At 57.5% G+C, this 24,442-nt stretch carries 19 protein-coding genes; 8 read left to right on the top strand and 11 right to left on the bottom strand.

The genetic code is table 11. From position 1 onward, the window contains the following. Positions 1-158: 158 nt before the first annotated feature. The 8 genes from ACKVOS_RS00410 to ACKVOS_RS00375 are packed head-to-tail and all read left to right on the top strand — an operon-like array spanning position 159 to position 9,974. Positions 159-1,370: an aromatic ring-hydroxylating oxygenase subunit alpha gene (locus tag ACKVOS_RS00410; protein ID WP_409210042.1), complete on the top strand. Its 1,212-nt coding sequence runs from the start codon at positions 159-161 to the stop codon at positions 1,368-1,370. After that, on the top strand, positions 1,363-2,616 hold the full coding sequence (locus ACKVOS_RS00405) for a cystathionine gamma-synthase family protein (RefSeq protein ID WP_409210041.1): 1,254 nt from the start codon (positions 1,363-1,365) through the stop codon (positions 2,614-2,616). Before ACKVOS_RS00410 ends, ACKVOS_RS00405 begins: the two co-directional genes overlap by 8 nt. Next, on the top strand, positions 2,616-4,079 hold the full coding sequence (locus ACKVOS_RS00400; protein ID WP_409210054.1) for an FAD-dependent oxidoreductase: 1,464 nt from the start codon (positions 2,616-2,618) through the stop codon (positions 4,077-4,079). The genes ACKVOS_RS00405 and ACKVOS_RS00400 overlap by 1 nt, the downstream gene beginning before the upstream one ends. Next, positions 4,076-5,212, top strand: a complete 1,137-nt coding sequence (locus tag ACKVOS_RS00395) for an NAD(P)/FAD-dependent oxidoreductase (protein ID WP_409210040.1) — start codon at positions 4,076-4,078, stop codon at positions 5,210-5,212. The genes ACKVOS_RS00400 and ACKVOS_RS00395 overlap by 4 nt, the downstream gene beginning before the upstream one ends. Further along, positions 5,209-6,465 carry a sarcosine oxidase subunit beta family protein gene (locus ACKVOS_RS00390; RefSeq protein ID WP_409210039.1) on the top strand — a complete coding sequence of 419 codons (1,257 nt, stop codon included), beginning with the start codon at positions 5,209-5,211 and terminating at the stop codon, positions 6,463-6,465. The genes ACKVOS_RS00395 and ACKVOS_RS00390 overlap by 4 nt, the downstream gene beginning before the upstream one ends. Beyond that, positions 6,465-6,728, top strand: coding sequence for a sarcosine oxidase subunit delta (locus ACKVOS_RS00385; protein WP_409210038.1), 264 nt, complete (start codon positions 6,465-6,467; stop codon positions 6,726-6,728). Before ACKVOS_RS00390 ends, ACKVOS_RS00385 begins: the two co-directional genes overlap by 1 nt. After that, a complete protein-coding gene (locus ACKVOS_RS00380) occupies positions 6,725-9,493 on the top strand; it encodes an FAD-dependent oxidoreductase (protein WP_409210037.1) in 2,769 nt (922 codons plus the stop codon). The genes ACKVOS_RS00385 and ACKVOS_RS00380 overlap by 4 nt, the downstream gene beginning before the upstream one ends. Next, a complete protein-coding gene (locus ACKVOS_RS00375) occupies positions 9,486-9,974 on the top strand; it encodes a hypothetical protein (protein WP_409210036.1) in 489 nt (162 codons plus the stop codon). The genes ACKVOS_RS00380 and ACKVOS_RS00375 overlap by 8 nt, the downstream gene beginning before the upstream one ends. Before the next feature lie 4 nt (positions 9,975-9,978). Here the strand turns inward: ACKVOS_RS00375 and ACKVOS_RS00370 are convergent, their stop codons facing one another. The 11 genes from ACKVOS_RS00370 to ACKVOS_RS00320 all read right to left on the bottom strand — a co-directional run bounded on the left by ACKVOS_RS00370 (position 9,979) and on the right by ACKVOS_RS00320 (position 24,439). Continuing rightward, on the bottom strand, positions 9,979-11,280 hold the full coding sequence (locus tag ACKVOS_RS00370; protein ID WP_409210035.1) for an alpha/beta hydrolase family protein: 1,302 nt from the start codon (positions 11,278-11,280) through the stop codon (positions 9,979-9,981). Continuing rightward, complete coding sequence (locus ACKVOS_RS00365; protein WP_409210034.1) at positions 11,277-12,266, bottom strand: LysR family transcriptional regulator; 990 nt, start codon at positions 12,264-12,266, stop codon at positions 11,277-11,279. The genes ACKVOS_RS00370 and ACKVOS_RS00365 overlap by 4 nt, the downstream gene beginning before the upstream one ends. A 115-nt stretch (positions 12,267-12,381) precedes the next feature. Beyond that, positions 12,382-13,659, bottom strand: a complete 1,278-nt coding sequence (locus ACKVOS_RS00360; protein WP_409210033.1) for an MFS transporter — start codon at positions 13,657-13,659, stop codon at positions 12,382-12,384. A 10-nt stretch (positions 13,660-13,669) separates the two neighbouring features. Continuing rightward, positions 13,670-15,034 (bottom strand): FAD-dependent oxidoreductase, encoded by a 1,365-nt coding sequence (locus ACKVOS_RS00355; RefSeq protein WP_409210032.1) that lies wholly within the window; start codon positions 15,032-15,034, stop codon positions 13,670-13,672. After that, entirely contained in the window at positions 15,031-16,689 is a 1,659-nt protein-coding gene (betA, locus tag ACKVOS_RS00350) for a choline dehydrogenase (protein ID WP_409210031.1), read from the bottom strand. Before betA ends, ACKVOS_RS00355 begins: the two co-directional genes overlap by 4 nt. Further along, on the bottom strand, positions 16,682-18,280 hold the full coding sequence (locus ACKVOS_RS00345; protein ID WP_409210030.1) for a BCCT family transporter: 1,599 nt from the start codon (positions 18,278-18,280) through the stop codon (positions 16,682-16,684). The genes betA and ACKVOS_RS00345 overlap by 8 nt, the downstream gene beginning before the upstream one ends. A gap of 29 nt (positions 18,281-18,309) precedes the next feature. Then, the gene (locus ACKVOS_RS00340; RefSeq protein ID WP_409210029.1) at positions 18,310-18,816 is read right to left on the bottom strand and encodes a sarcosine oxidase subunit gamma; all 507 of its coding nucleotides are present in this window, start codon (positions 18,814-18,816) and stop codon (positions 18,310-18,312) included. Then, positions 18,809-21,670, bottom strand: a complete 2,862-nt coding sequence (locus ACKVOS_RS00335) for a sarcosine oxidase subunit alpha (RefSeq protein ID WP_409210028.1) — start codon at positions 21,668-21,670, stop codon at positions 18,809-18,811. The genes ACKVOS_RS00340 and ACKVOS_RS00335 overlap by 8 nt, the downstream gene beginning before the upstream one ends. Next, positions 21,667-21,939, bottom strand: a complete 273-nt coding sequence (locus ACKVOS_RS00330) for a sarcosine oxidase subunit delta (protein ID WP_158897877.1) — start codon at positions 21,937-21,939, stop codon at positions 21,667-21,669. Before ACKVOS_RS00330 ends, ACKVOS_RS00335 begins: the two co-directional genes overlap by 4 nt. After that, entirely contained in the window at positions 21,939-23,192 is a 1,254-nt protein-coding gene (locus ACKVOS_RS00325; RefSeq protein WP_409210027.1) for a sarcosine oxidase subunit beta family protein, read from the bottom strand. The genes ACKVOS_RS00330 and ACKVOS_RS00325 overlap by 1 nt, the downstream gene beginning before the upstream one ends. Beyond that, complete coding sequence (locus ACKVOS_RS00320) at positions 23,189-24,439, bottom strand: aromatic ring-hydroxylating oxygenase subunit alpha (protein WP_409210026.1); 1,251 nt, start codon at positions 24,437-24,439, stop codon at positions 23,189-23,191. The genes ACKVOS_RS00325 and ACKVOS_RS00320 overlap by 4 nt, the downstream gene beginning before the upstream one ends. Positions 24,440-24,442 lie beyond the last annotated feature (3 nt).

Genomic DNA, 24,442 nt, shown 5'->3' with positions numbered 1-24,442 from the left:
GCTACGGTTGGAAATGATCTCGACCTTTCAACGTAACGCGACAGAACGGAGCAAATGGTGCGCGACATTTTGACATAGGGCTATGCGAAAATGCGATTTTATTACTCGGACTAACTGGACCATTCCAACATTGGAGAGAATTGAGCAAGGGTCAAATCATGGATTTGAAGCGGATAGAGTCGCTGTTCGGGCAGCGTCGCGAAGGGCATACTTTGCCGCAGGGTTTATATACGGAACAGAATAGTTTCGATTTCGACATGATGGCGATCTATGGCCAGAGTTGGTTGATGGCCGGTCTGGAATGCGAGTTACCCAAAGCGGGCAGCTATGTTTCGATGATGGTCGGGCGGTGGCCGGTTCTGATTACGCGCGACCGGCAAGGCGAAATCCGTGCATTCCACAACAGTTGCCGCCATCGCGGATCGATGATTTGCGCGCCGGGCAGCGGCACGTCACCAAAGCTTGTCTGCCCCTACCATCGCTGGACCTATGATCTCGACGGTTCGCTTTTCGCAGCGGGGCGCATGCCGGACGATTTTGAAAAGAGCGAACATGGCCTGAAACCCGTGGCGATGGAGTGCATATCCGGCACGATATTCATTTGCCTTTCCGATACGCCTCCGCCGATTGACGACTTCCGTGAAAAGCTCGAGCTATATGCCGCGCCGCATCATCTGAAAGATGCAAAGCTCGCCTTTCAGAGCGTTTTGGCGGAAAATGCCAACTGGAAGCTCGTGATGGAAAATGGCCGCGAATGCTATCATTGCAGTACCGGCCATCCCGAACTTTCCAAGACCTTCCCTGTCGGCATGTCGAAGCATTTCGACAGCGGTCATGATGCCCGGGTGATGGCTTTCGAAAAGGCTATGGATGCCCACGGCCTGCCACAAACGCCGGTTGAAGGCCATTGGTGGCAAGTCGCACGCTTCGCATTGAACGAGGGCTGTGTTTCGATTTCAAGCGATGGCCAGCATCTGTCCAAGAAGCTGATGTGCGATTCCAATGGCGGCGACATCGGCTCTATGCGTTGGGCGGTCGATCCGCATTGTTTCGTGCATTGCACCGCCGATCACGCCTTCATGTTCAGCGCGATGCCGGTTGGGCCCGAAGAAACCCATGTTGCCGGTAAATGGTTTGTGCATAAAGACGCCGTGGAAGGTGTCGATTACGACATTGAAAAACTGACTGCGCTTTGGACAACCACCAATCTGGAAGACAAGCAGCTCGCCGAAAACAACCAGGTCGGCGTGCATAGCCCCGGGTACACCCCTGGTCCTTATTCGCAAGATGCAGAAATGCTCGCACAGCGCTTTACCGACTGGTATTGCGACAAAGGACGTGCCTATATTACGGCCCATGCCAATGGATAAACCCAAGGGAATGCGCCCCGAAACGCTTGCCGTCGCTTATGGTTATGACGCCCAGATGGGCATGGGATCGGTAAAGCCGCCGATCTTCATGACCTCGACCTTTGTGTACCCCTCGGCCCAGCATGCCAAGGATGTGCATGAGGCCTATTTCGATGGAACGGGGCCCTTGGTCGGCCAGACCAACCACATCTATTCACGCCTTGGCCATCCTGGTCTGGATTTCTTGGAAAAGCGTCTCGCCGCGATTGACGGCGCCGAAGAGGCGGTCGCCTATTGCAGCGGAATGGCCGCCCATTCCAGCATCGCGCTCGCTCATGTGCGCGCGGGCGATAGCGTCCTGCATGGCCGTCCAATCTATGGCGGCGTCGATATGTTGTACAACAGCATCATGCCCCAATTCGGATCGAAAGCTGCTGCTTATCTGGATGGAACAGACGAAGCCGATGTGCGCGCTGCCGCACAGGCAGCAATGGCAAAAGGCACACTGAAACTGATCATTGCGGAAACGCCTGCCAATCCAACCGCAGCTATGGTCGATCTGGACTTGATGGTCCGGATGGCGGACGAAGTAGGCGCGCTTCAGGGGCACCGCCCGTTGGTCGTCGTCGACAACACCCTGCTTGGTCCCTTTGCACAACGCCCGATCGAACATGGCGTCGACTTGTGCATGACGTCGCTCACCAAATATTGCGGCGGGCACAGCGATTTGCTCGCCGGCGGGGTCAGCGGGCGGAAAGATTTGATCGAGCAATTGAGGATGCAGCGCACGACATGGGGCAATCATCTGGATCCCTATACATCCTGGCTCGTTCTCCGCTCATTGGAGTCGGTCGCCGTCCGCACCGAACGCGCAATGGCCAACGCGCAATCGGTCGCTGAATATTTGCGCGATCATCCCAAAGTTGCCGGTGTCACCTATCTTGGCTTTCTGGAACAGGGCACACGGCCACGCGCCGTATATGACCGCCAATGCAAGGCCGCCGGGTCGACTTTCTCTTTCCATCTTCATGGCGGCGAAGCGGAAGCATTTCGCATGCTGGACAATCTGCAACTCCTGAAAGTGGCGGTCAGTCTGGGCGGTTCGGAAACGCTGATCTGCCATTCGGCGAGCACGACGCATTATGCTGTTGCGCCCGAACAAAGACTGGCTGGCGGAATCACCGATGGGACGATGCGTCTGTCTGTGGGCCTTGAACATGTAGATGATCTGATCGCCGATTTGGCGCAGGCACTGGAGGCGGTGTGATGGAATTGAACTTTACCGGAACAGATATTTGCGCGGTCAATGGCACGCGCAGCGCGCCTGAAGCGCATTATGGGCTCGTCGTGGTTGGCGCTGGCCCGAGTGGCGTAGCCGCCGCCATTGAGGCGGCAAAGGCAGGCACCAAGGTTTTACTCGTTGACGAAAACCCCGTCTCCGGCGCGCTGATGGGGAACGACGTGCCGCTTTACTTCGGTGGCCGGATGACGGCGGCGACACAGAATAGCGAGCGCATGCTCGAAGCTATTTTCATGAGCATGCCCGAGCTGGAAACAGCGATGGAGGCAGGTGTCGAGCTGTTGTTGGGGACGACCGCCTGGGGTGTTTACCGGAACGGCCCCGGCGTCGCCAGCCTGCCCGAGCAGGTTGTTGGCCTTGCGGATGCAGAGCGGTCATGGCTGATCGGCTTCGATCATATCACGCTCGCCACCGGTGCGCGCGACCTCGCGATGGCCTTTCCCGGCTGGAACCAGCCAGGCGTCATGGGTGCCGCAGCGTTGCAGATGTTGCTGACGCGCTATGATGCCTTTGCGGGGAACCGCATTTTGGTCCTCGGATCGCACGATCTCGCTATCGAAACCGCGCTTCTGGCGCACGCACGGGGGTTTGATGTCGCAGGTCTTGTGGAAGTACGCGACGCGCCGCAAGCTTCGGCGGAGTTGCAAGCAAAGCTAGCCGGGGCGGGCATAGCGATCCATTGCAGCACCGCAATCACATCAGCCAAAGGCGGCATCGATGGCGTCGAAGCTGCAACACTTTCCAATGGCCAAGAAGTTGCGTGCGATACCATTTGCGTCGCAATTGGTCTGATACCATCGATTGAGTTGGTCGACGCCATGCACGGCGGACGCTCGCTGAACGCAACACGTGGCGGTTATGTGCCGCTTGGTGAAGCAACAGTTTCCGCTGTGGGCGATTGTGCGGGCTTGGCTGACACAGGGTTCGACCATGTCGCATACCGTATGGAGTGGATGCAGGCCCTGACCACCATCAGTGCTGACGACACCATCATTTGCCAGTGCGAAGAAGTGACGCGCGCGGACCTGATCGGGGTGCAACCGCCTAACTATCTGACGCGTCCCGGCCCCATGTGCGCCCGGTCGCTGGACACATTATTGCAAGATGGCCCTGCCAATCCCGACCAGATCAAACGCCTCACCCGCGCTGGCATGGGCGTGTGCCAGGGCCGCCGGTGCCGCGATCAGGTTGCCATGCTGCTCGCGCTCGAGTCCGGAAAGCCTTTCGGTTCCATTCCCTTGGCATCGCATCGCGCTCCGGTTCGTCCGCTACCTATGAAAATCATGGCAGACTGGAATGAACCGGAGGCCATGACGGCAGCGTGGGACGTCTGGTTCGGTATCCCAACCCAATGGGTTCCGCTTGAAGATCTTGGCACGCAATATGAAGAGGACCATCGCCAGATGCTCTACACGGGGATGTACGAATGAGCGGGTCGGAAGTAGTCATCGTCGGTGGCGGCGTCACCGGACTAAGCGCAGGTTGGTGGCTGGCGCGGTCAGGCGTCAAGGTAACCGTGCTCGACAAGTTCATTGTCGGCTGGGAAGCGTCGGGCCGCAATGGTGGCGGGGCATCCCACTATCAAAGCCCGTTGTTTGATGAAGAACAGCGCATGTGGCCGCAAATGGATGAACTGCTCGGCTATCCGACCGAGCACCAGAAAGAACGCATCATCATCGCGATGACCGAACGGCAGTGGGAGCAATATCACTTCGTCGCTGAACGCCACCACCGCTTGGGGCATCCGGTCGAGGTGCTGGATGTCAAGCAAGTGCAAGAGGCGGTGCCTTTGGCCGGCGATAATTGCTTCGGCGGTGTGCACTATAAATTCGGCGGCCATGCGAACCCGCAACGAAGTGTGCAAGCCTATGCATGGGCCTTGCAGGATCTGGGCGGAAAGATTGTCCAGCATAGCCCCGTTACCGGCTTTGAAACCGCAGGCGGAAAAGTCACTGCGGTCAAAACAGCGTCGGCAACCTATGGCTGCGATGCTGTCGTAGTTGCGGCCGGGCCGCAGATACCACAATTGATGGCGCAGTTCGGCATAGATATTCCGCTCGCCCCTGCCCGCGCAGAAATGATCATAACAGAGCCAGCGCCCATGATGCCCATTGGCGGCGTGGACGGGCACAAGCTCTATGGACGCCAGACCATGCGCGGCAATCTCGCTTATGGTGGCGGGCCGCATGAGTGGATCGATGTTGATGCCACGGGTCCGAAAGACCGGCCGTCAACGCCGCTGATGCGCAACCTCGCCAGCCGCTTGGCCGAGCTTTTGCCCAAGGCGGCCCATCTGAACATCATTCGTAGCTGGGCCGGGGTTATCGAAAACTCCCCCGATGGACGTCCAATTATCGACCGCCTGACGAACCCCGACAATGTCATCGTTGCATCCATGTCGGGCGTAGGCTTTGGCCTGTCGCCCGCATCGGGTCACGCCATCCGCGATCTGGTCCTTGATGGTGCCTGTTCCTTTGCGAATATCGACATATTGAAGCTGTCGCGCTTTGATAATCTGGAATCCGATTGGCGTGAAAAGCGCGGGTGGATGCCGATTTCATGAATCGCTACTCGGCTTTTGGATTGCTGCGGGGGGCCCTGAACGGGCAGAAGCATTGGCAGCCTGCGTGGCGCGATCCGGAGCCGAAGGCGCATTATGATATCATCATCATCGGCGGTGGCGGGCATGGCCTGGCGACCGCCTATTATCTCGCCAAGGTCCACGGCTTGCGTAATATTGCCGTGTTGGAAAAAGGCTGGATCGGGGGCGGCAACACGGGCCGTAACACAACCATTGTGCGGTCAAACTACCGTTTGAAGCCCTTGCACGACCTGTTCGAGTTCGGCCTCAAATTATGGCATAATCTGAGCGACGAACTGAACTACAACGTCATGTTCAGCCCGCGCGGCGCGATGTTTTTGGGGCATAGCGATGCCGATATGGTCAAGCTGGCCGAGCGTGGCGATGCCATGCGCTGCGATGGAATTGATGCCGACCTGATGACTCGCGACGAGGTCGCAAAGCTTGAACCCCTGCTCGACATGTCGCGCAGTGCCCGCTTTCCCATCGAAGGCGGCTTGATCCAGCGGCGCGGCGGAACCGCGCGGCATGATGCCGTCGCATGGGGCTATGCAAGGGTCGCGGACTCCTTCGGTGTGGACATCATCCAGAAGTGCGAGGTTACCGGATTTGTCCGCGACGGCGATGCGGTCGTTGGTGTTGAAACCACGCGGGGCCGGATCGGCGCGGGCCGGGTCGGTATCTGTGTGGCGGGACATAGCGGCCATGTCGCAGGGCTCGCAGGCCTGAAGCTGCCGGTGGAATCACAAACCTTACAGGCCATGGTGACCGAGGGCGTCAAACCGATGATCAACAGTGTGATCATGTCGCAATCGCTGCATTGCTATATCAGCCAGTCAGACAAGGGCGGCATTGTCTTTGGCGGCGATCCCGACAATTGGCCAAGTTACGCACAACGTGGCCACCCGATGGTCATGGAAGGCGCCATCGCGCAAGGACTAGCCCTCGTCCCTGCCCTGTCGCGGTTGCGGATGGTGCGCACATGGTCGGGGGTTACCGATATGAGCTTCGACGGATCGCCCATCATCGGCGAAACACCGGTGCGCAACCTCTACCTCAACGGCGGCTGGTGCTATGGCGGCTTCAAGGCGACACCGGCGTCCGGATGGACCTATGCTCACACGCTCGCCACAGGATCGCCCCATCCCCTGAACGCACCCTTCTCGCTAGAGCGATTTATGACCGGCGCGACCATTGATGAATCAGGGACCGGCCCGATGCCGAACAGCCGCTAATGATGCAGATTATTTGCCCCCATTGCGGCCCGCGCGCGCAGAGCGAATTTGTCTATGAACGAACGGTCGATTCGGTTGCACCTGCAGGTGCAAGCCATGAGGCGGCCATGCAGACACTCTTCACCCGAGGCAATCCGCGCGGTGTTGACGAAGAGATTTGGCGTCATACCTTCGGCTGTCGTGCGTGGATGGTGGTGACCCGCCACCGCGCCACAAACGAGATTTCAAACATCCGCGCGGTCGGCCCAGAGGCTTTGCCATGAACGGCCCTTCGCGCCCAAATTCCGGGCAGGACATCAGCTTCACCTTCGATGGAACGCGGTATTCCGCGCGCACCGGCGATACACTTGCGGCGGCGTTGCTGGCCAATGGAATCGGCCTTGTCGGGCGCAGTTTCAAATATCACCGCCCCCGCGGGATCATGACCGCAGGTGTCGAGGAACCCAATGCGCTGGTGACCGTAGGCGAAGGCGGACGGGCCGAACCGAACACACGCGCCACTGACGTCTTTGTCTATGACGGTTTGGTGGCCCAGAGCCAAAACCGCTGGCCCAATCTGTCACTCGACTTCGGCGCGATCTTCGGTCTTGCTGCACCGGTTTTCTCGGCTGGCTTCTATTATAAAACCTTCTTTGGCTCGGCGAAACGCTGGATGTTCTACGAACATTTCATCCGCAAAGCCGCTGGGCTGGGAAATGCACCACGCGAAGCCGACCCGGACCGTTTTAGCCAGCGTGCGGCCTTTTGCGATGTCCTGGTCGTAGGCGCCGGCCCTGCGGGTATCGCCGCCGCACTTGAAGCTGCCGAAGCCGGAAAGCGCGTCATCTTGGTCGAGCAGGATGATATCCTCGGCGCCTCGCTCATCCGCGATCCGCAAGAGTTGGATGGTGCTTGGGTCAAAGAATGTGCGGACCGCATTCGTGCAGCAGGTGGCTATATTCTTACCCGTACAACGGCGTCCGGTTATTGGGAACATGATCTGGTCACGCTGACTCAAAGGCTTGCCGAGCCCGGACAAGTTCCCGCAAATGGCGTAGCACAACGGTTGTGGCATGTCCGTGCAGGCCAAGTAATCTTGGCGACTGGGTCCATCGAACGCCCCATGGCCTTTCCCCATAATGACCGGCCCGGCGTCATGCTGTCACAAGCCGTGCGAACCTATGTTCGGCGCTTTGGTGTATGCCCCGGCCAGCGTGTCGTGATTGCCACGAATAATGACGACGCCTATCTGACCGCGCATGCCTTGAAAGAAGCAGGCGCGCAGATCGTCGCCATTCTCGACGCACGTCCTGCTCCGGCCGGTCAAGAGCATGGCTTTACGACCTTTAACAATGCCCATCCTTCGGCAACCAAAGGTTCACGCCACTGCCTCAAAAATGTGTCGGGCATCGTGGATGGCATAACCAAAAGCTGGGATGCCGATCTGTTGGCCGTCTCCGGAGGGTTTACGCCTGTTGTCCATTTGCATTGCCAGGCCGGTGGAACGCTGGAATGGAATGATGCGGCGCAAGCCTTTGTCCCTGCGCAATCACGACAGAATGTGAAAACCATCGGCGGTGCGGCGGCCCCCGCCCCGGTCTTTTCCTCTGCGCCTGTCGTTCCGGCGAAAAAGAGTTTTGTCGATTTCCAGAATGACGTGACCTTGGCCGATGTCGACCTGGCCTGGGCCGAAGGTTACCGGTCGGTCGAACATCTCAAACGCTATACGACGCTGGGCATGGCAACCGATCAGGGTAAAACCAGTAATATGGGTGCGCTGGTTAGGCTCGCCGAAAAGCAGGGTGTTGCCATTCCCGAGGCGGGCCTGACGACTTTCCGTCCACCCTATACGCCCGTGACCATGGGCCTGTTCGCAGGCGCAGCGGCGAAGGATGCAGGGGCACATAAGCGCCGGTTGGCCCTTTATGATGTGCATGCGGCCAAAAGCCCGATTTGGCAGCCGCTGGGCTATTGGTTCCGGCCACGGGCCTATCCCATGACAGGCGAAAGCCTTGCCGAGGCGGCTATGCGGGAGGCACGGTCGGTGCGGACCGCGGTGGGCATGACCGATGTGTCCACATTGGCGAAATTTGAGGTCAGCGGACCCGACGCGGCGACGCTGCTCGAAACCGTCTGTGCCACCACCGTTGGGAAACTGGCGGTCGGGCGTGGGCGCTACACCTTCATGTTGCGCGAAGACGGCTTTGTCTTTGATGACGGCACCGTCTGGCGGATTGATGAAAACCGTTATCTGTTGACCAGCTCCACTGGCGGAGCGGACCGCATGGCAACCCATCTTTCCTATGTGCGCAATTATCTCCATCCTCAGTTGCGTGTTTCCGTTGTGAATGTGCAGGAACATCATGCAGGGATCGCGATAGCCGGTCCAAAAGCCAAATCGGTTCTGGCTACACTGATCGGCGAAGAACCGCCCCGCCATATGTCGACGATCGCCGCTAAAATTGCGGGCGTCGCAGTCCTCGTGCTCGCGGCGAGCTATAGCGGAGAACGGGCTTTCGAAATCTATGTCGATGCGCGCAACGCAGAACCGGTTTGGGCGGCCTGCGAAGCCGCTGTCGTCGGAGCAGGCGGATGCCTTTACGGCCTTGAAGCCATGGAGTTTTTGCGCATCGAAAAGGGCCATCTGGTGGTGGGCGGCGAAATTGACGGCCGCATGACGCCGCACGATCTTGCGCTCGACAAAATGCTCAACAAATCGGGTGGCTTCATAGGCGCAGCAGGCCTGACCCGTCCCGCACTGTCCGAAGCGGGTCGCCGGCAGCTTGTGGGACTCGAAGCGATTGAGGGTTCTATTCCCGAGGGGGCCATGCTCGTCACCGCCGAAGGTAAATCACCCGAAGGTCATGTCAGCGCATCGGCCTTCCGCATCATGGATGGCGGGTCACTCGCTTTGGGGCAATTGACAGACGGCTTTCTGCGCCATGGGGAGGAACTGATCGCCACATCGCCAACCCGAGGACAAAAGGCGCGCGTTCGCGTTGTTGCGCCGCATTTCTATGACAGTGCGGGGGAACGCTATCGTGACTGATGTAACCGTTTCCTCTCTCCCCTCCGCGCCCCTCTGGGCATTCGAGATTTGGAGCAATCCGGAGGCTGTGGCGACACGTTTCGCGGCGGTGGCGGGTTTTGCTTTGCCGAAAATGGGGGCCTCCGGCGGTGGCGATGCGCTGCGCCTGATACGATATGAACCAACGGTCTGGCTAGTCGAAGGCGATGCCACCGCATTGCCGTCCATTCTTGAGAATGACGGTGCTCTGACAGCGATTGGTGGCGGTGTGACGCGGGTGTTGCTGTCGGGCGAAGGCTGGCGTCGTTTGTTGATGGAAGGCGGCGTGTTCGATGCAGAAAGCCCGGCCTTTGCGGTCGGTTCTAGCGCCGCAACCATCATCGACCATGTCAACATCCGGCTGCATGTGCTTAGCGAAGACGCTTGCCTTGCTTATGTTCCGCTCAGCTATACCCAAGGCATCATCCATTTCTGGCAAGAGGCGGCGAAAGCTTTAGATTAACCCGCTATTTTGCAGGCTGCGCATGGCGCAACTCCATGCCCGGGGCATGGCGTCGCTGGAATCCTTTCCACAAGGTGGCCTCTGGTGCGCCGGGACTATATGCCCCCCACGGAGTTCCCGCAGGCGCATTCCATTCGCCGATATCGGATTCAGCAACAGGCACGTCGAGATAGGTCCGCATAGCCTGCTCCCCTTTCATATGTATGGCCAGAAAAGCTGTTATAAAATGGAGATTTATTCCAATGATCCGGTCTTGCCGCCAAATAGGATCTTCGAACCAGTCAATATCCCAAACGCTATTGCGCATTTCTGCGGGTGCAGGATTCAAGGCGATGGAATGGCCTGCTTGGCGGTAAGTTAGCAAATATCGATCCGAGCTCGTCGCACCGTTGAATATTGCCAAAGCGCCAGTCTTGTAATCAACCACCGGGTCCTGATCGCCCTGAATCAAAAGCAGCGGAGCAGAAATAGCCGACAGCCCCTCTGCCCCCCAAGCGCTTTTTGGATATCCCCCCGCCGGCGCAAGCGCGATAACGGCTTTGACGCGCGGCACCTTGATGTCACTTGCGCCGACGCTGCCCCTAACAAGGTTTTTCAGCATCCCACCGGCGACCAAAGCCACGTTCGGACCTGCGGGATCAAGTGTCGCACCGCCCGCGGTAATAACCCCATATCCGCCCTGCGAATAACCAATAAGGGCGATATTCGCAGGATCGATCTGGCTACCCAGACGGGCGCGGAGTTCACCTGCAACAAATGCAATATCTATAGGACGATAGAAATTGGGCGCTGCCCGCTTTGAAGGTGATGCAATATATGGATTGGGGTCACGATGATGGATCGCCGCCACAACATAACCTTTTGATGCGAGATTCTCGGTCAACCAAGTCATCACTGCGGGGTTGTTGCTATATCCATGACTTACAATAACAAGTGGATGACGGCCTCCATCCGGATCCGCACGTTCGACAGCCATACCCTTTTGTGAAAAGCTGACTGATGGCAATGGCGGCTCTCCCCAAAGACTTCCGTGATAAGTTGCCGCCTTTGCTCGCTTGCGGATATTTGCAGGATACCAGATATCAACGCGAAGCTGCCTGTCGATTTGGTTGACCGTATCGCTCTGAGGATCAACATTTTCCAGATCGGGTTGATCTTTGTGGATGATTTCTATTGAACGAAAGCCAACCCCGCCTTTTCCAATTCGGGCAAGTTCCGGGGCGTCGACCCCGGGAGAGCTCGGCACTTGCGCGAACAACGGCATCATCGCAAATGTTACCGCCAAGAAGGCCGGGATTATTTTCACGCCATCAATTCTTCATTTTCGAGATCCGCTTTGGGCCAAAGCAGTTGTTGCGCGATCCACGGATATTGGTCGATCACCGGCGGGAAAATCTTGTCCCGCAAAACCTGCTGGCAAAGCGCGGCGGTCAATCGGGGAATGTCGCCCAATTCATTGGTGCGCGCGACGACCTGTATCGATCTTGAAAACCGGCCTCGTCGCATGGGCTCAGCGCGCAATTGCGAGAATAATTCGGGCACAGCGGCAAAGCATCCAGGTGTCGTAATCGTCCAGCCAAGCCCTGCTGCTACCAATGCAAGTTGTTGATGCGACGATTCCACTTCTACCATTTGGGGAAGCTTTAACTTCATCCGTACAATCTGCCGCTCGATCTGCTGCCCGGTGCCGGTAAGCCGCGAAAAGCGAATGAACGGAAGGGTCGATGGCAGGCCAACGACATCCAAAGGCTCGCAAAAATCTCTGGGAAATACAAAAATGAAACTCTCTTCGAATACCGGGTGCAGTTCGACGGTGTCGCGATGCTCCAGATTGAAGCTACCTGTGACAAGCATGTCGATATCACGCGCCAAAAATTCGCCCTGATGCTCCATAGAAATGCCTGATCTTATATTCCAGCGATCCGCACGATTGCCCAGATTACCTAATATGGGCGCGGTAAGCTGATTTGCGAGGCTAAACGACAAGGCAACGGTAACGCTTGATATCGGAAGATTGGCCCCTTCGCGAACTTCGTCATAAGCAAGCCTTGCGTGCGCAATCAGTTTTTGCCCACGCGCAAATAGCGACTTTCCACTGGCAGTTAGGCCCAATGGTCGCATCGTGCGATCAAACAGTGGCGCGCCGATGCCCGCTTCCAGCTTCGCTATTGTTTGTGAAACAGCCGACTGGGTGACCTGAAGATGGTTGGCGCATTGCGACATGCCGCCCAATTCGACGGTCATCACGAACACTTCCAACGCGTGCAGATCAAATTCTTGCGGCAGTTTCATGCGGCTGCCCTCCCAAGCGCGCTCACTGACCGACGGGTCAGCGTTACCTTGCCTAAGGGCTATTCCACGCGGCAGGTAATAGGGCCATGCATTTTCGATATATCTGCAAATTAAATCAGTGCCGTTGCATAGAGGCATCACTTTGCCCGATCAGTCGCGCCTCTATTCCTCCATTGTGCTGCCTTCGCTCTCTCAAAAGCAGCAATAGCGTCGCAAAAAATGCGATCAGACTTAATAGCGCGAACATCGAAAGCATCGCATCATAGCCTTGTGGATTATTCGGGCCTGCCTTGAATACATCGTTGAGATAGCCTGCCCCGTAATTGGCAGCGGCCAGACCCAAAGACTGAATCATATTTATCAGGCCGAACGCGGTACCGACCCGATGCTTTTCGACAAGCATCGCTGTTGCAGGCCAAATCACTGCCGGGATAACAGAAAAGCTTAAACCCATCAGGACCGTAGTTACCCAAAGACCATAGTTGGTGGTTGCGAGGATCACGAAAGTCAGCGGCATCAAAGCAGCAGCGAAGGTCAAAAGGCTTGCCCGACGTCCGATACGGTCAGCCAACAGGCCAAATATCGGCGTTGCAAAAATAGCTGCCGCAAAGACATAGGAATTTGCGGTTCCCGCTTCCGCCAGATTCATGCCCTTAACATCCATAAAATACTGAATGGAGAAAGTTGATCGGAACGGGAAAAACACACTTGCGAAAAGAACATTGAGCCACAGGATATACCAGAAAGATCGGCTAAAGCCGGTAAGATCCTTGAGCATGAAGCGTTCTGATTTCTGACCGACCGCCCGAAGATGGGGAAATCGGCTATCCACGAGATAGTAAATGAGCGCCGAAAAAACCCCGGTTGCGGTTAACCCGGCGGCGAGCCAAAGCGGAGCCTGCCAACCGGCCGCATAAACGTCTGCAAACCAGCTCGTCGATTTGTCCGCACTATAAGACCCCACCCGTGCCATTGAGAAAAACAAGGCAATCGCAAGCGCACCCCCACCAAGATGAAACCATTGTGCGATCCCAACCAGCAGCGCGATATATAGGGTTTCATTGCCCAGACCAAAAAGAAGACGGCCAAACAACATCAGTCCGAACGGTTCACCAACCGCGGTTAAGACAGCGCCGATGGTACAAATTACCGCCGCAATCAGGATTGCTTTGGCCGCACCAATGCGGTCAATGATGATACCACCAATCAAAGCCAGCGCGATATTGGGCAAGTTGAATACAGCATTCAACAATCCGATCTGGGATTGGCTTAGACCTCGTTCATCACGCAAAAGACCGGCCACTGGCGCAATCGAGTCATAAGTATAATAGCTGCCCATGATCGTGAATGCTGCAAGCGCAAGCATAACCCATTTGGTGTGCTCTGATCGCATAAAATAACCCCTATTTCAATCGTGCGCCTTGCCGGATCAATTCCTTTTGAACGACCGCAATATCGATTTCAGTGAAATTACGATCAGTTTTGACCCCCACAGCCGCTGCAATTCCCGCACCTTGCCCTGCCACAGCGCAGCACATCATATTCCGCACGGCGGCATGGCTTGTCTTGTCGCCGCCAATTGTCCGCCCCGTAACGATCAGATTTTTGATGCCCGTTGGCAACATAGCGCGGTAAGGCACCTGGAAATATCGGCCTGTGGTCGGCAATATCAGATATCCGTAGCCATCAATAAATTCAGGGAAAATCCCGATGCTGTCGTCAAAACGCCCTTGCTCCATCACATCGGCTGCCGTCATATTATAAGCGGCATCGATCTTGCGCGTATCGCGGATACCCAAGGTCATCCCGAAATTGCGGAGCTTTGCATCCTCGCACCCCGGCATGAACGCCTTCAGTGCATTTACGGCGTGCATTGCCTGTTTCCGCCCTTCCATTTCCCCATGGGTCAGGGCGTCCGGATCGGTCCCGTCGAGATAGAGGTGGCACATGTTCAAATAAGTCAGATCCCCTTGGTCCGATACCGTCCCCCAAGTGCCTGCCATGGTACTGACGCTGTCCGGAATTAGCCCGGCCTCAAGCGCTTTTTGAAAAGGCTTACGCAAGAATGGGGAGAACATCGCGTCTTCTTTTCCCGATGTCGTCACCTCCCACTCGCCGCCTACTGCCCAGTCGCTATAGGTCTGCGGGTCCGATTTGACCGCATCGATGAAGCGCGTCTTGTTTACACCGCACATTGAAAACATGACGGACACCGACATCATCTCGTCCACCGGATGCTTGTGTGTCGGGGCACCGGCGCGATAGGCGATGTCGGCATCGCCCGTCGCATCGACAACCCGTTTGGCGAGTATCGCCTCACGACCTGCTTTACTCTCAACGATCACACCCTTGATCGTATCGCCTTCCATGATGGGGGCGACGAAGAGGCGGTGCAGCATCGGGATTACCCCGGCCTCTTCGACCAGCGTGTCGGCCACATATTTGAAGCTTTCGGCGTCCAAACTGTGGCTGATCGATTGCGGCTCGGGCATCGCCGCACCCATGAGCTTGGCGCGCTCTTCAAATTCGCGGCCAATACCTTCGCTGTCGATCGTTTGCGGATGCCGGTACCAGGCGAAGCCTTCGACACCGACCTGCGTTATGTTGCCGCCAAAACATCCATAGCGTTCGAGCAAGATCGTTTCGACACCCGCCCGCGCCGATGCCAAAGCCGCGGCAAGTCCGCCGGGGCCTGAGCCGACAACCAGCACATCGGTATCGCGAATAACGTCAATCTGGCGCGCAGGCTCATGAATGACACGCCTCATCTCTGGGCCGTTTCCCAATTGTCGGCGACATAATAGGGTGCGTTTGATGGGGCGAGGAGCGGTTTGCCCAAAATATGATCCGCACCTTTTTCACCAATCATGATAGTCGGGGCATTCAGATTACCGGTGGTGATCGATGGCATGACCGAGCTATCGACAACACGTAGTCCATCGACACCGATGACCCGCAATTCGTTATCCACGACAGCCATCGGATCAGCGGCGTCCCCGATCTTGCATGTCCCGCACGGATGATAGCCGCTTTCGATTTTATCACGGATAAAGGCATCAATCTCATCATCCGAAACAACATCTGCGCCGGGTGCGATTTCTTCGCCGCGAAAGGGATCGAACGCAGACTGGGCAAAAATCTCGCGCGTCAATCGGACACCTGCGCGCATTTCGGCCCAGTCATCGGGGTGGCTCATATAGTTGAAGCGGATAACCGGCTTGTCCTTCGCATCCCCCGACCGCAATGTGATGCTTCCCCGGCTTTTGGAGCGCATGGGGCTGACATGTGCCTGAAATCCATGCCCCTCGACCATGGATTTGCCATCATAGCGTACCGCAAGCGGGAAGAAATGATATTGGATATCGGGATATTTGATACCCGCACGGCTCCGGATAAATCCGCAGCTTTCAAAATGGTTGGTCGCCCCCAACCCCTTGCGCGTCAAAAGCCATTGGGCCCCGATCAGCCCTTTGGCAAACCAGTTCATATAGGGGTAAAGCGACACCGGCCTTTTACAGGCAACCTGAAAATAAAATTCCAGATGATCCTGCAGATTTGCCCCGACACCGGGACGGTCGGCGACGATTTCAATGCCGTGACGGCGAAGTTCTGCAGCTGGCCCTATTCCCGACAGCATCAGCAATTGGGGCGAATTTATCGGACCGCCCGACAATATGACTTCGCGACTGGCGTAGGCAACATGCGTCTGCCCTGCCCGCTGATAGAGGATGCCGACGGCCTTGCGCCCCTCCATAACTATCTGTTCGGCCATGGCGTGGGTGACGACGGTCAGATTGGGGCGCTTCATCGCCGGTCGCAAATAGGCCTTGGCGGCACTGCACCGCGCGCCGTCGCGCACGGTCATATCCATCCGGCCAAAGCCTTCCTGCTGCTCGCCATTTATGTCGGATGTGACGGGATAGCCTGCCTGCACCGCGGCATCGATCCACGCCTGATACAGCGGATTGCGCATCGGTCCGAAGCGCGTGTCGAGCGGACCGTCCCCGCCCCTGTAGCTATCACCACCTTCATCGCGTCGCTCGGCCCGCTTGAAATAGGGAAGAACATTGGCATAGCCCCAACCCTGCGCGCCCTGGTCATGCCAAAGTTCGAAATCGAGTGGATTGCCACGAACATAGACAAGGCCGTTTATCGACGACGACCCGCCAAGCCCTTTGCCACGCGGCGCGTGCATCCGGCGTCCGTTCAAATGGGGTTCCGGCTCGCTTTCATATTGCCAATTATATTTGCGCGTGTTCATCGGGATCGAAAGCGCGCTCGGCATCTGGATAAAGACAGACCGGTCCGACCCGCCATATTCCAGCACCAGCACCCGGTTTTGGCCATCGGCGCTCAATCGGTCGGCCAGCACGCATCCCGCCGAACCTGCGCCGACGATAATGAAGTCATAATGCTCAGCCATCGAGAGATTCTATGGTTCCGGATTGCGCCGGCAGATGGTGCAAGGCGATCAGGCCCTTCAACGTCCCGGCGCACATCAAAAGCAAGACTCCTGCAAGCGGCAAGCCCGTGGCGATGGCACCCGCCTGTAACGACGTCAGGCCCCCGCTGAGCAGCAGGACGATGCCGATACCGCCTACGGCAAACAGCCAGATTGCCTTCTGACGCAGCGGCGTGTCGGTGCGCCCGCCCGACGTCATTGTGTCAATCACCAGAGTGCCCGAATCCCATCCGGTGACGAAGAAGATCAGGATCAGCGCAATCGCGACGACCGAGGTAAATTGCGCCCAGGGCAGAGATGCGAGCAGGACGAACAGCTGCGTATCCAGTGATGCCTTCATCAATTCCGCGCCGTTCCCTGCCACAATATGCGCAATGCTGGCGTCGCCAAAAATGGTCAACCAGATGATGCCCAGCAATGTCGGCGCAATCATGGCCCCTGCAATGAACTCACGGACAGTGCGGCCGAGCGAAATGCGGGCCATGAACATGCCGACAAAGGGCGCCCAACTGATCCACCATGCCCAATAATAGACCGACCAGTCGTTATAAAAACCCGTATCGGTGCGCCCGACCGGGTTGGAGAGCGCAGGCAGAAGGCTAAGATAGGTGACAATATTGCGTCCGAGATCGCCGAGCAATTGCAGCGTGGACCCCGTCGACAGGACAAAGACCAGCAATGCAAAAGCGACCCACATATTGACCTCGCTCAAGATGCGAATGCCCCGGTCAATACCGCCCCGAACGGACAAGAAGGTCACGGCAGCCATGACGGCAATCAGCATCAATATAGTCGTCGAGGAACTCGCCACACCAAAGAGATAGCTGATCCCAGCCATCGCCTGTTGCGCCCCTAAACCCAAGGAAGTGGCGAGGCCGAATATGGTGGCCAGCACTGCCAATATCTCGATCACATCCCCGGCCCTGCCCCATACAGCTTTGCCAAATAGGGGGTAGAATGCCGACCGCATCGAGAGTGGCATTTTATAGTCGAAACTGAACACCGCCAGCGCCAGACCTGTGACCGTGAAGATCGCCCATGGATGGAGCCCCCAGTCGAATATCGTGGCCGCCATCGCCAGCCCTCGCGATGCCGCTGCGTCACCCGTCGCGCCGCCCAAAGGTGCGCCTGATCCGCCCGCCATCGATGTCGTAAAGTGGGTCACCGGCTCACCCACGCCGTAGAAGACGAGGCCAATACCCATCCCGGCGCCAAAGAGCATCGCGAACCAGGACAGCCGGGAATAGTCAGGCTTAGCGCCCTTACCGCCCAGCCTTATATTCCCGAGCGGAGAAAGCGCCACGATCACGCAGAACAGCAGGAGCACATTTCCCGCGGACATGAAGAACCAGTCGAAATGAGCCACCGCTCCGCTCCGCAATGCCGAGAAAAAATCCGCCGAAGCCTGTGGCGCGACAAGACTGAATATTATGACGACGAGCGAGATAAAGGCGGTGGGCAGGAACACTGCAGGGTTGATGTGCATACCTAGCCAATTACGGTTCGATTTGCCGTAATCCCCCAGATCTATCGCTTTATCCCAATCCGCCAATATGCGCCCCCTTTGATACCGACTTGATGCTAATGATGCGCCGCTGTCGTCAGTGCGGTCCACATCCATGGCGCGAAGCTGCGCCAGACTTCGACATGGAACCGGTCCTCTGCCAACCGAAGCAGCACGATTTCGACGGTTTCAAATATCGTCCGCGTCGCCCGTCCGACCGCAAATTTATCCAGATCAAGCGGGCATCCTGCGTTCAATATTTCCCCACAACGTGGTCCCTCCACCACAAGACAGATCGCCCGTTCGCTGATGTCGACTATCGACACAGGCAACCCTGGGCCGCCGACTATCTTGGAACCTATTGGCGCGCGCAGCAACCATTCATCGGGTCCAAGGCACGCAATCCCCTCTTCCGTCGCGCCTATCTTCTTGGGCACCTTGATCCCGAGCAGAGTTTCAAGCGCCTGCGGATGACGCGCGCGCAGTGAATAACGCATCATGGGTGCGGCCAGAGAAATGGATATGCCTTCCCCGACATAGGGTGCAGATGGCACGGGCTCAACGCGCGTGAGAGTGTCAGACATGCAGACGCGCTCCTTCCGGATCGTAAAAGACCATCGAAGCTATAGTCGCCTTTTGCGTGCCGTCAGGCATGGGAACATATATTGTCTCACCCGTCATGGCATGACCATTTGCAACCAGCGCCATGGCAATCGAACGCCCGAGCGTTTCGCTCCAATAGGAGGAGGTGACGTGACCGATCATGGTCATTGGGACGGGCTGGTTTGGATCCGCCACAATCTGCGCGCCTTCCTCCAACACCAACTTGGGGTCTTCGGTAAGCAAACCGACCAACTGCCTGCGGCCAGCGGCTACAATATCCGGCCGTGCAAGTGAGCGCCGCCCGACAAAGTCCGGCTTCTTCTTACCGACAGCCCAGTCGAGACCGGCATCATAAGGCGTAACCGTGCCGTCTGTATCCTGCCCGACAATGATGAAGCCTTTTTCGGCGCGCAAGACGTGCATCGTTTCGGTGCCATAAGGCGTAATTCCATAGTCCGCACCTTCGGTCATCAAATGTTCCCAAAGGGCGCGGCCATAGGCGGTGGGGACATTGATCTCGAAACCCAGTTCGCCGGTGAAGCTGACGCGGAACAGGCGTGTGGGAATACCGCAAATCAGGCCCTCGCGGATCGCCATGTGCGGGAATGCCTCTGCCGACAGGTCAATGCCCTCCACCAGCGGCTCCAGCAGCTTGCGAGCGTTGGGTCCCTGCAGCGCGATGACCGCATATTGCTCGGTCGTGCTCGTCAGCCAGACGTTGAGGTCAGGCCATTCGGTCTGGAGATAATCCTCCATCATGTTCAGCACACGGGCCGCACCGCCCGTTGTCGTGGTCAGGTGGAACCGGTCGGGTGCCAGCCGCGCGGAAACGCCATCATCGGTGATGAAGCCATCTTCCTTGAGCAATAAGCCATAGCGGCAACGCCCCGGCTCAAGCGCCTTCCACGGATTGGTGTACATGCGGTTCAAAAACTCGGCAGCATCCGGGCCAACGACTTCGATTTTGCCCAAGGTCGATGCGTCGAATATGCCGACGCTACTGCGCACCGCGCGGCATTCGCGATTAACGGCTGTGTGCATGTCTTCGCCGAATTTCGGGAAGTAACGCGCCCGGCGCCATTGCGCGACCAGTTCGAAAATCGCACCATTTTCTTCGGCCCAACCGTCGATATTGGTGGTACGCGTCGCCTGGAACAACGCGCCTTTCGCATGGCCCGCCAACGCCCCAAAGGTCTGCGGCGTGTAAGGCGGACGGAACGTCGTAAGGCCGATGTCGGGGACCGCTTTCGCCAAAGCGGTCGAGGCGATTTGCAGGCCGTTCAGGTTCGACGTCTTCCCCTGATCGGTGGCCATGCCGTTGGTCGTATAGCGCTTGATATGCTCGATCGACCGGAAGCCTTCGCGCACCGCGAGGTTGATATCCTTTGCGGTCACATCATTCTGAAAATCGACAAAGGCCTTGATCCGCGCCTGATCCTTTGGCGTCGGCAACACATCAAACACAGCGCCTTTGCCGAAATCCCAATCGCCCGAGCAGGCCCCGATGCTGCGGCAATTTTCGTTGGGCTGATCCGGCACATAAGCGCCCAGATCGTCGCGCCATTTGAGGCTGCCCTTGCTGTGCGACCAGAGATGGACACTTGGTGTCCAACCGCCTGCCATTAACAGCGTGTCGCAAAGGATGCTGCGGCGGACGTCGCCGCTATTGGCGCAAATCTCGATGGAAGTGACCTGATGCCTACCTTTGACGCCAATCACGCTGTGGTTGAGATGGACAGCGATGCCCAGCGCGACTGCTTCTGCCAGCAAGCTTTCGTCGACCGCATCGCGCGCATCGATAATCGCCGCAATGCCTACACCGGCCTTTTTCAAAGCGAAAACATCGTTCCAGCCGCTATTGTGCACGGCCATAAGGGCAAGCGATTTGCCGACGGCGACGCCATAACGGTTGGCGAATATTCTGGTCGCCGATGACAGCATGACGCCGGGGGTATCATTGCCGTCGAACACCAGCGGCCTTTCAATCGCCCCTTGTGCCAGCAGCACTTCGCCCGCCCGGATGCGCCACAATTTTTCGCGCGGGGCTTCCGAATTTTCGGGCAGATGGTCCGTCAGCCTCTGGACAGCCCCGACGAAATTGTCGTGATAATAACCAAAGGCCGTCGTCCGCGTCAGGACCGTCACATTGGCGGCGGCGTTCAACGCCTTCATGCTGCGGTCCAGCCAGGGCCATAAAGCCGGATCGGCCAAGGCCCCGCCGCCAGCTTCATCCTGTTCGTCGATCAGGATAACACGTTTTCCGGTACCCGATGCCTCCAGCGCGGCGTCCAGACCTGCGGGCCCTGCGCCGACAATCAGCAGATCGCAATGCGCATAGATCGCGGCATAGGTATCGGGATCAACCTCGGTCGGTGCATCGCCCAATCCCGCCATTTTGCGGATGGCAGGCTCATAAAGCCGGTCCCAGAATGAACGGGGCCACATGAAGGTCTTGTTGTAGAAACCAGCGGGAAAGAACATGCCCAGCCGGTCATTGATCGCGCCAAAATCGGTCTTCAGCGATGGCCAGCGGTTCTGGCTGCTCGCATTCAGCCCATCATGAATTTCCACATTGGTCGCGCGCAAATTGGGAGTAAAACGCCCCGGCCCGCGATGGACCGAAACCAGCGCATTAGGCTCCTCGCTGCCGGCCGCCAATAGCCCGCGTGGCCGATGATATTTGAACGAGCGGCCAAAGAGCGAGACGCCGTTTGCCAGCAAGGCCGACGCCAATGTATCGCCGGCAAAGCCCTGATAGCGCTTTCCGTCAAATTCGAACGCGACCGGCTTGCTGCGATCGACACGGCCACCTGCAGGTAAACGATAGCCGCTCATTTGCGGGGCTCCCCTGCCTTGTAGGTTGTTTCGAACTTGTCCGTCACGGTGTCGCGCACTGCATTGAAAAAGCGCCCACAGCCATGGCTATGCCGCCAGCGTTCATGATGCCGCCCGCGCGGGTTGGCGCGGATGAACAGGAAATGTTCCCATTCTTCATCGCTATAGCTGTCGGGGTCTGCGGGACGGGCAATATGCGCTTGGCCCGCATAGGCAAATTCGATTTCGGGACGTTGTTCGTCGCAATAGGGGCAATGGATCAGGATCATCAGTGTGCCACCGCCGCTGCTGCCGCTTCGTCAATCAACCGCCCGTTGCGGAACCGGTCGAGATTGAATGGCGCGTTGATCCGGTGCGGTTCGTCCTTTGCCATGGTATAGGCCAGCAAGTCCCCCGCCCCCGGCGTCGCCTTGAACCCGCCTGTGCCCCATCCGCAATTCACATAGAGACCCTTGACCGGTGTCTTGCCCAATATGGGTGACCGGTCGGGCGTCACATCGACGATCCCGCCCCATGTTCGCAACATCCGCACCCGCCGGTAAATGGGGAAAATCTCGCAAATCGCGGCCAGAGTATGCTCGACAATATGCAGCGCACCGCGTTGCGAATAGCTGACATATTGATCGGTCCCCGCACCGATCACCAGCTCGCCCTTGTCCGACTGGCTCATATAGGCATGGACCGTGTTCGACATGACCACGCACGGGAATGTCGGCTTGATTGGTTCGGAAACCAATGCTTGCAGGGGATAGCTTTCGAGCGGGAAATCGAGGCCAGCCATTTGCATGACCACAGACGTATTGCCTGCTGCAGACACGCCTACCCGTTTCGATGCGATATAGCCGCGCGTTGTTTCCACGCCCTCAATTGCGCCGTCGGCACCCCGGCGGATACCGGTTACAGCGCAATTCTGGATGATATCCACCCCAAGCGCCGCCGCTGCACGTGCATATCCCCACGCCACCGTATCGTGCCGCGCCGTTCCGCCGCGACGTTGCAACGCGGCGCCCAGCACCGGATAGCGGGCATCGGCGGCGATATTGAGAGGGGGGCAATAGGCTTTGGCTTCTTCTGGGGTCAGCCATTCATTATCGACCCCGTTCAGCCGATTCGCATGGATATGCCGTTTGAAGCTTTGGATATCGTGCACATTATGCGCCAGCATCATCACGCCGCGCTTGGAATACATGGTGTTGTAATTCAGTTCCTGGCTAAGCCCGTCCCACAGCTTGACCGCATGGTCATAGAGATGCGCGCTTTCGTCATAGAGATAGTTGGACCGGATGATCGTCGTATTGCGGCCGGTATTGCCGCCGCCAATCCATCCCTTTTCCAGCACCGCCACATTGGTGATGCCATATTTCTTGGCGAGATAATAAGCCGCGCCAAGGCCATGCCCGCCTCCCCCGACAATGATCGCATCATAGGCTGCTTTAGGCGCTGCGTCGGGCCATTGTTCGGGCCAATCCTTGTGCGCGCCCAAGGCTTTGGCAAATAGGCTGAAGGCACTGAAACGGGTCATGCCTTCACCTGCTCCAGCGCGGCTTTTGAACGCGACACATAGAAATCCTTGAAATCCTCGACCAGCTTTTCCTCGACCGCATAGGGTCCCTGTTGATAGCCATCGGAGCTGATTCCCTGATGGTTCAGCATCGAAAAATGGCCGTCCTGTGTGTTGGTTGTGCGCCACAAGGCGGCGATATGATCGGGATCATAGTCCACCCCTTCGACCGCATCTTCGTGCACGAGCCAGCTGGTGCGCAGCAATGTCTTGTCGGCCGCAACTGGCGTGAGCGAGAAGGTAACGACATGATCGCAGCAGAAATGATGCCAGCTGTTCGGCTGCGTCCATACCGACAGGCTTGAGCTTTCAGGCTCGGTAAAAGGTCCGATCAGCTTCTTGCAGGCCAGCTTTCCGTCGATGGATTGGGTCACTGCGCCATTGGCCAGCGGCAGCCGCGCCATCCGGTGCCACCAGCCATCGGGAAATTCGATGAGTTCGTGGAATACGCCCAGATCCTTCCACTGCGCCCGCTTGGCCTCTACCATCGCGTCAAAGGCGGCGTCATCCACCACATCCGCCTCGCCATCTTCGGGCAGGCCTTTGCCAAAGCCATATGTGCCGAGCACGCTGATCAGTTCCGGATGCCCCGCGTCGCAATGATAGCATTCGCGGTTATTCTCCATCACCAGTTTCCAGTTGGCGTCCTCGATATAATTGTCCTGCACGACGACCTTCAGCCGTTCGATGTCATATATCGCGATCTGATCTTCAATATCGGCCTTAACCTGTTCAATCGACGGTGGATTATCATCCATGCAAATGAAGATCAGCCCGCCGACATTTTCCAGCGCGACCGGATTCAACCCGTGATCCTGCTTGTCGAAATCCTCTGCCATGCTGCGCGCGGCGAGCAGTTTTCCATCAAGGCCATAGGTCCATTGATGGTAGGGACACATGAGCCTTGGCACCCGTCCGCGCTGTTCCACGCAGATTTTCGCGCCACGGTGGCGGCAACTGTTCCAGAAAGCGCGGATTTCATTGTCGCGGCCCCGCACAATGATAATCGCATTATGCCCGATCTCGAACACGAAAAAGTCGCCAGGATTTTTGACGTGCGCCGCGGTGCATGCGTAAAGCCAGACCGATTTCAGCATGACCTGCGTGTCGAACTGGAAAGCGTCTTCGCCAACATATAATTCGCGCGGCAAGGTATGCCCCCGCCGGTCTTGCTGCAACAGTGCCTGTATCGATTTAAAGCGCGCCATTGG

Source organism: Sphingorhabdus sp., from assembly GCF_046154385.1.
In the GTDB taxonomy this organism is placed as follows: Bacteria; Pseudomonadota; Alphaproteobacteria; order Sphingomonadales; family Sphingomonadaceae; genus Sphingorhabdus_B.
The sequence above is the reverse complement of the archived record's forward strand: the minus strand, read 5'-3'. Positions and strand labels throughout refer to the sequence as shown.

Excerpts from the sequence above, each read along its gene's own strand:
- ACKVOS_RS00410 (WP_409210042.1), top strand. The coding sequence starts at position 159 with ATGGATTTGAAGCGGATAGAGTCGCTGTTCGGGCAGCGTCGCGAAGGG.
- ACKVOS_RS00405 (WP_409210041.1), top strand. The coding sequence starts at position 1,363 with ATGGATAAACCCAAGGGAATGCGCCCCGAAACGCTTGCCGTCGCTTAT.
- ACKVOS_RS00400 (WP_409210054.1), top strand. The coding sequence starts at position 2,616 with ATGGAATTGAACTTTACCGGAACAGATATTTGCGCGGTCAATGGCACG.
- ACKVOS_RS00395 (WP_409210040.1), top strand. The coding sequence starts at position 4,076 with ATGAGCGGGTCGGAAGTAGTCATCGTCGGTGGCGGCGTCACCGGACTA.
- ACKVOS_RS00390 (WP_409210039.1), top strand. The coding sequence starts at position 5,209 with ATGAATCGCTACTCGGCTTTTGGATTGCTGCGGGGGGCCCTGAACGGG.
- ACKVOS_RS00385 (WP_409210038.1), top strand. The coding sequence starts at position 6,465 with ATGATGCAGATTATTTGCCCCCATTGCGGCCCGCGCGCGCAGAGCGAA.
- ACKVOS_RS00380 (WP_409210037.1), top strand. The coding sequence starts at position 6,725 with ATGAACGGCCCTTCGCGCCCAAATTCCGGGCAGGACATCAGCTTCACC.
- ACKVOS_RS00365 (WP_409210034.1), bottom strand. The coding sequence starts at position 12,266 with ATGAAACTGCCGCAAGAATTTGATCTGCACGCGTTGGAAGTGTTCGTG.
- ACKVOS_RS00360 (WP_409210033.1), bottom strand. The coding sequence starts at position 13,659 with ATGCGATCAGAGCACACCAAATGGGTTATGCTTGCGCTTGCAGCATTC.
- ACKVOS_RS00355 (WP_409210032.1), bottom strand. The coding sequence starts at position 15,034 with ATGAGGCGTGTCATTCATGAGCCTGCGCGCCAGATTGACGTTATTCGC.
- betA (WP_409210031.1), bottom strand. The coding sequence starts at position 16,689 with ATGGCTGAGCATTATGACTTCATTATCGTCGGCGCAGGTTCGGCGGGA.
- ACKVOS_RS00340 (WP_409210029.1), bottom strand. The coding sequence starts at position 18,816 with ATGTCTGACACTCTCACGCGCGTTGAGCCCGTGCCATCTGCACCCTAT.
- ACKVOS_RS00335 (WP_409210028.1), bottom strand. The coding sequence starts at position 21,670 with ATGAGCGGCTATCGTTTACCTGCAGGTGGCCGTGTCGATCGCAGCAAG.
- ACKVOS_RS00330 (WP_158897877.1), bottom strand. The coding sequence starts at position 21,939 with ATGATCCTGATCCATTGCCCCTATTGCGACGAACAACGTCCCGAAATC.
- ACKVOS_RS00325 (WP_409210027.1), bottom strand. The coding sequence starts at position 23,192 with ATGACCCGTTTCAGTGCCTTCAGCCTATTTGCCAAAGCCTTGGGCGCG.
- ACKVOS_RS00320 (WP_409210026.1), bottom strand. The coding sequence starts at position 24,439 with ATGGCGCGCTTTAAATCGATACAGGCACTGTTGCAGCAAGACCGGCGG.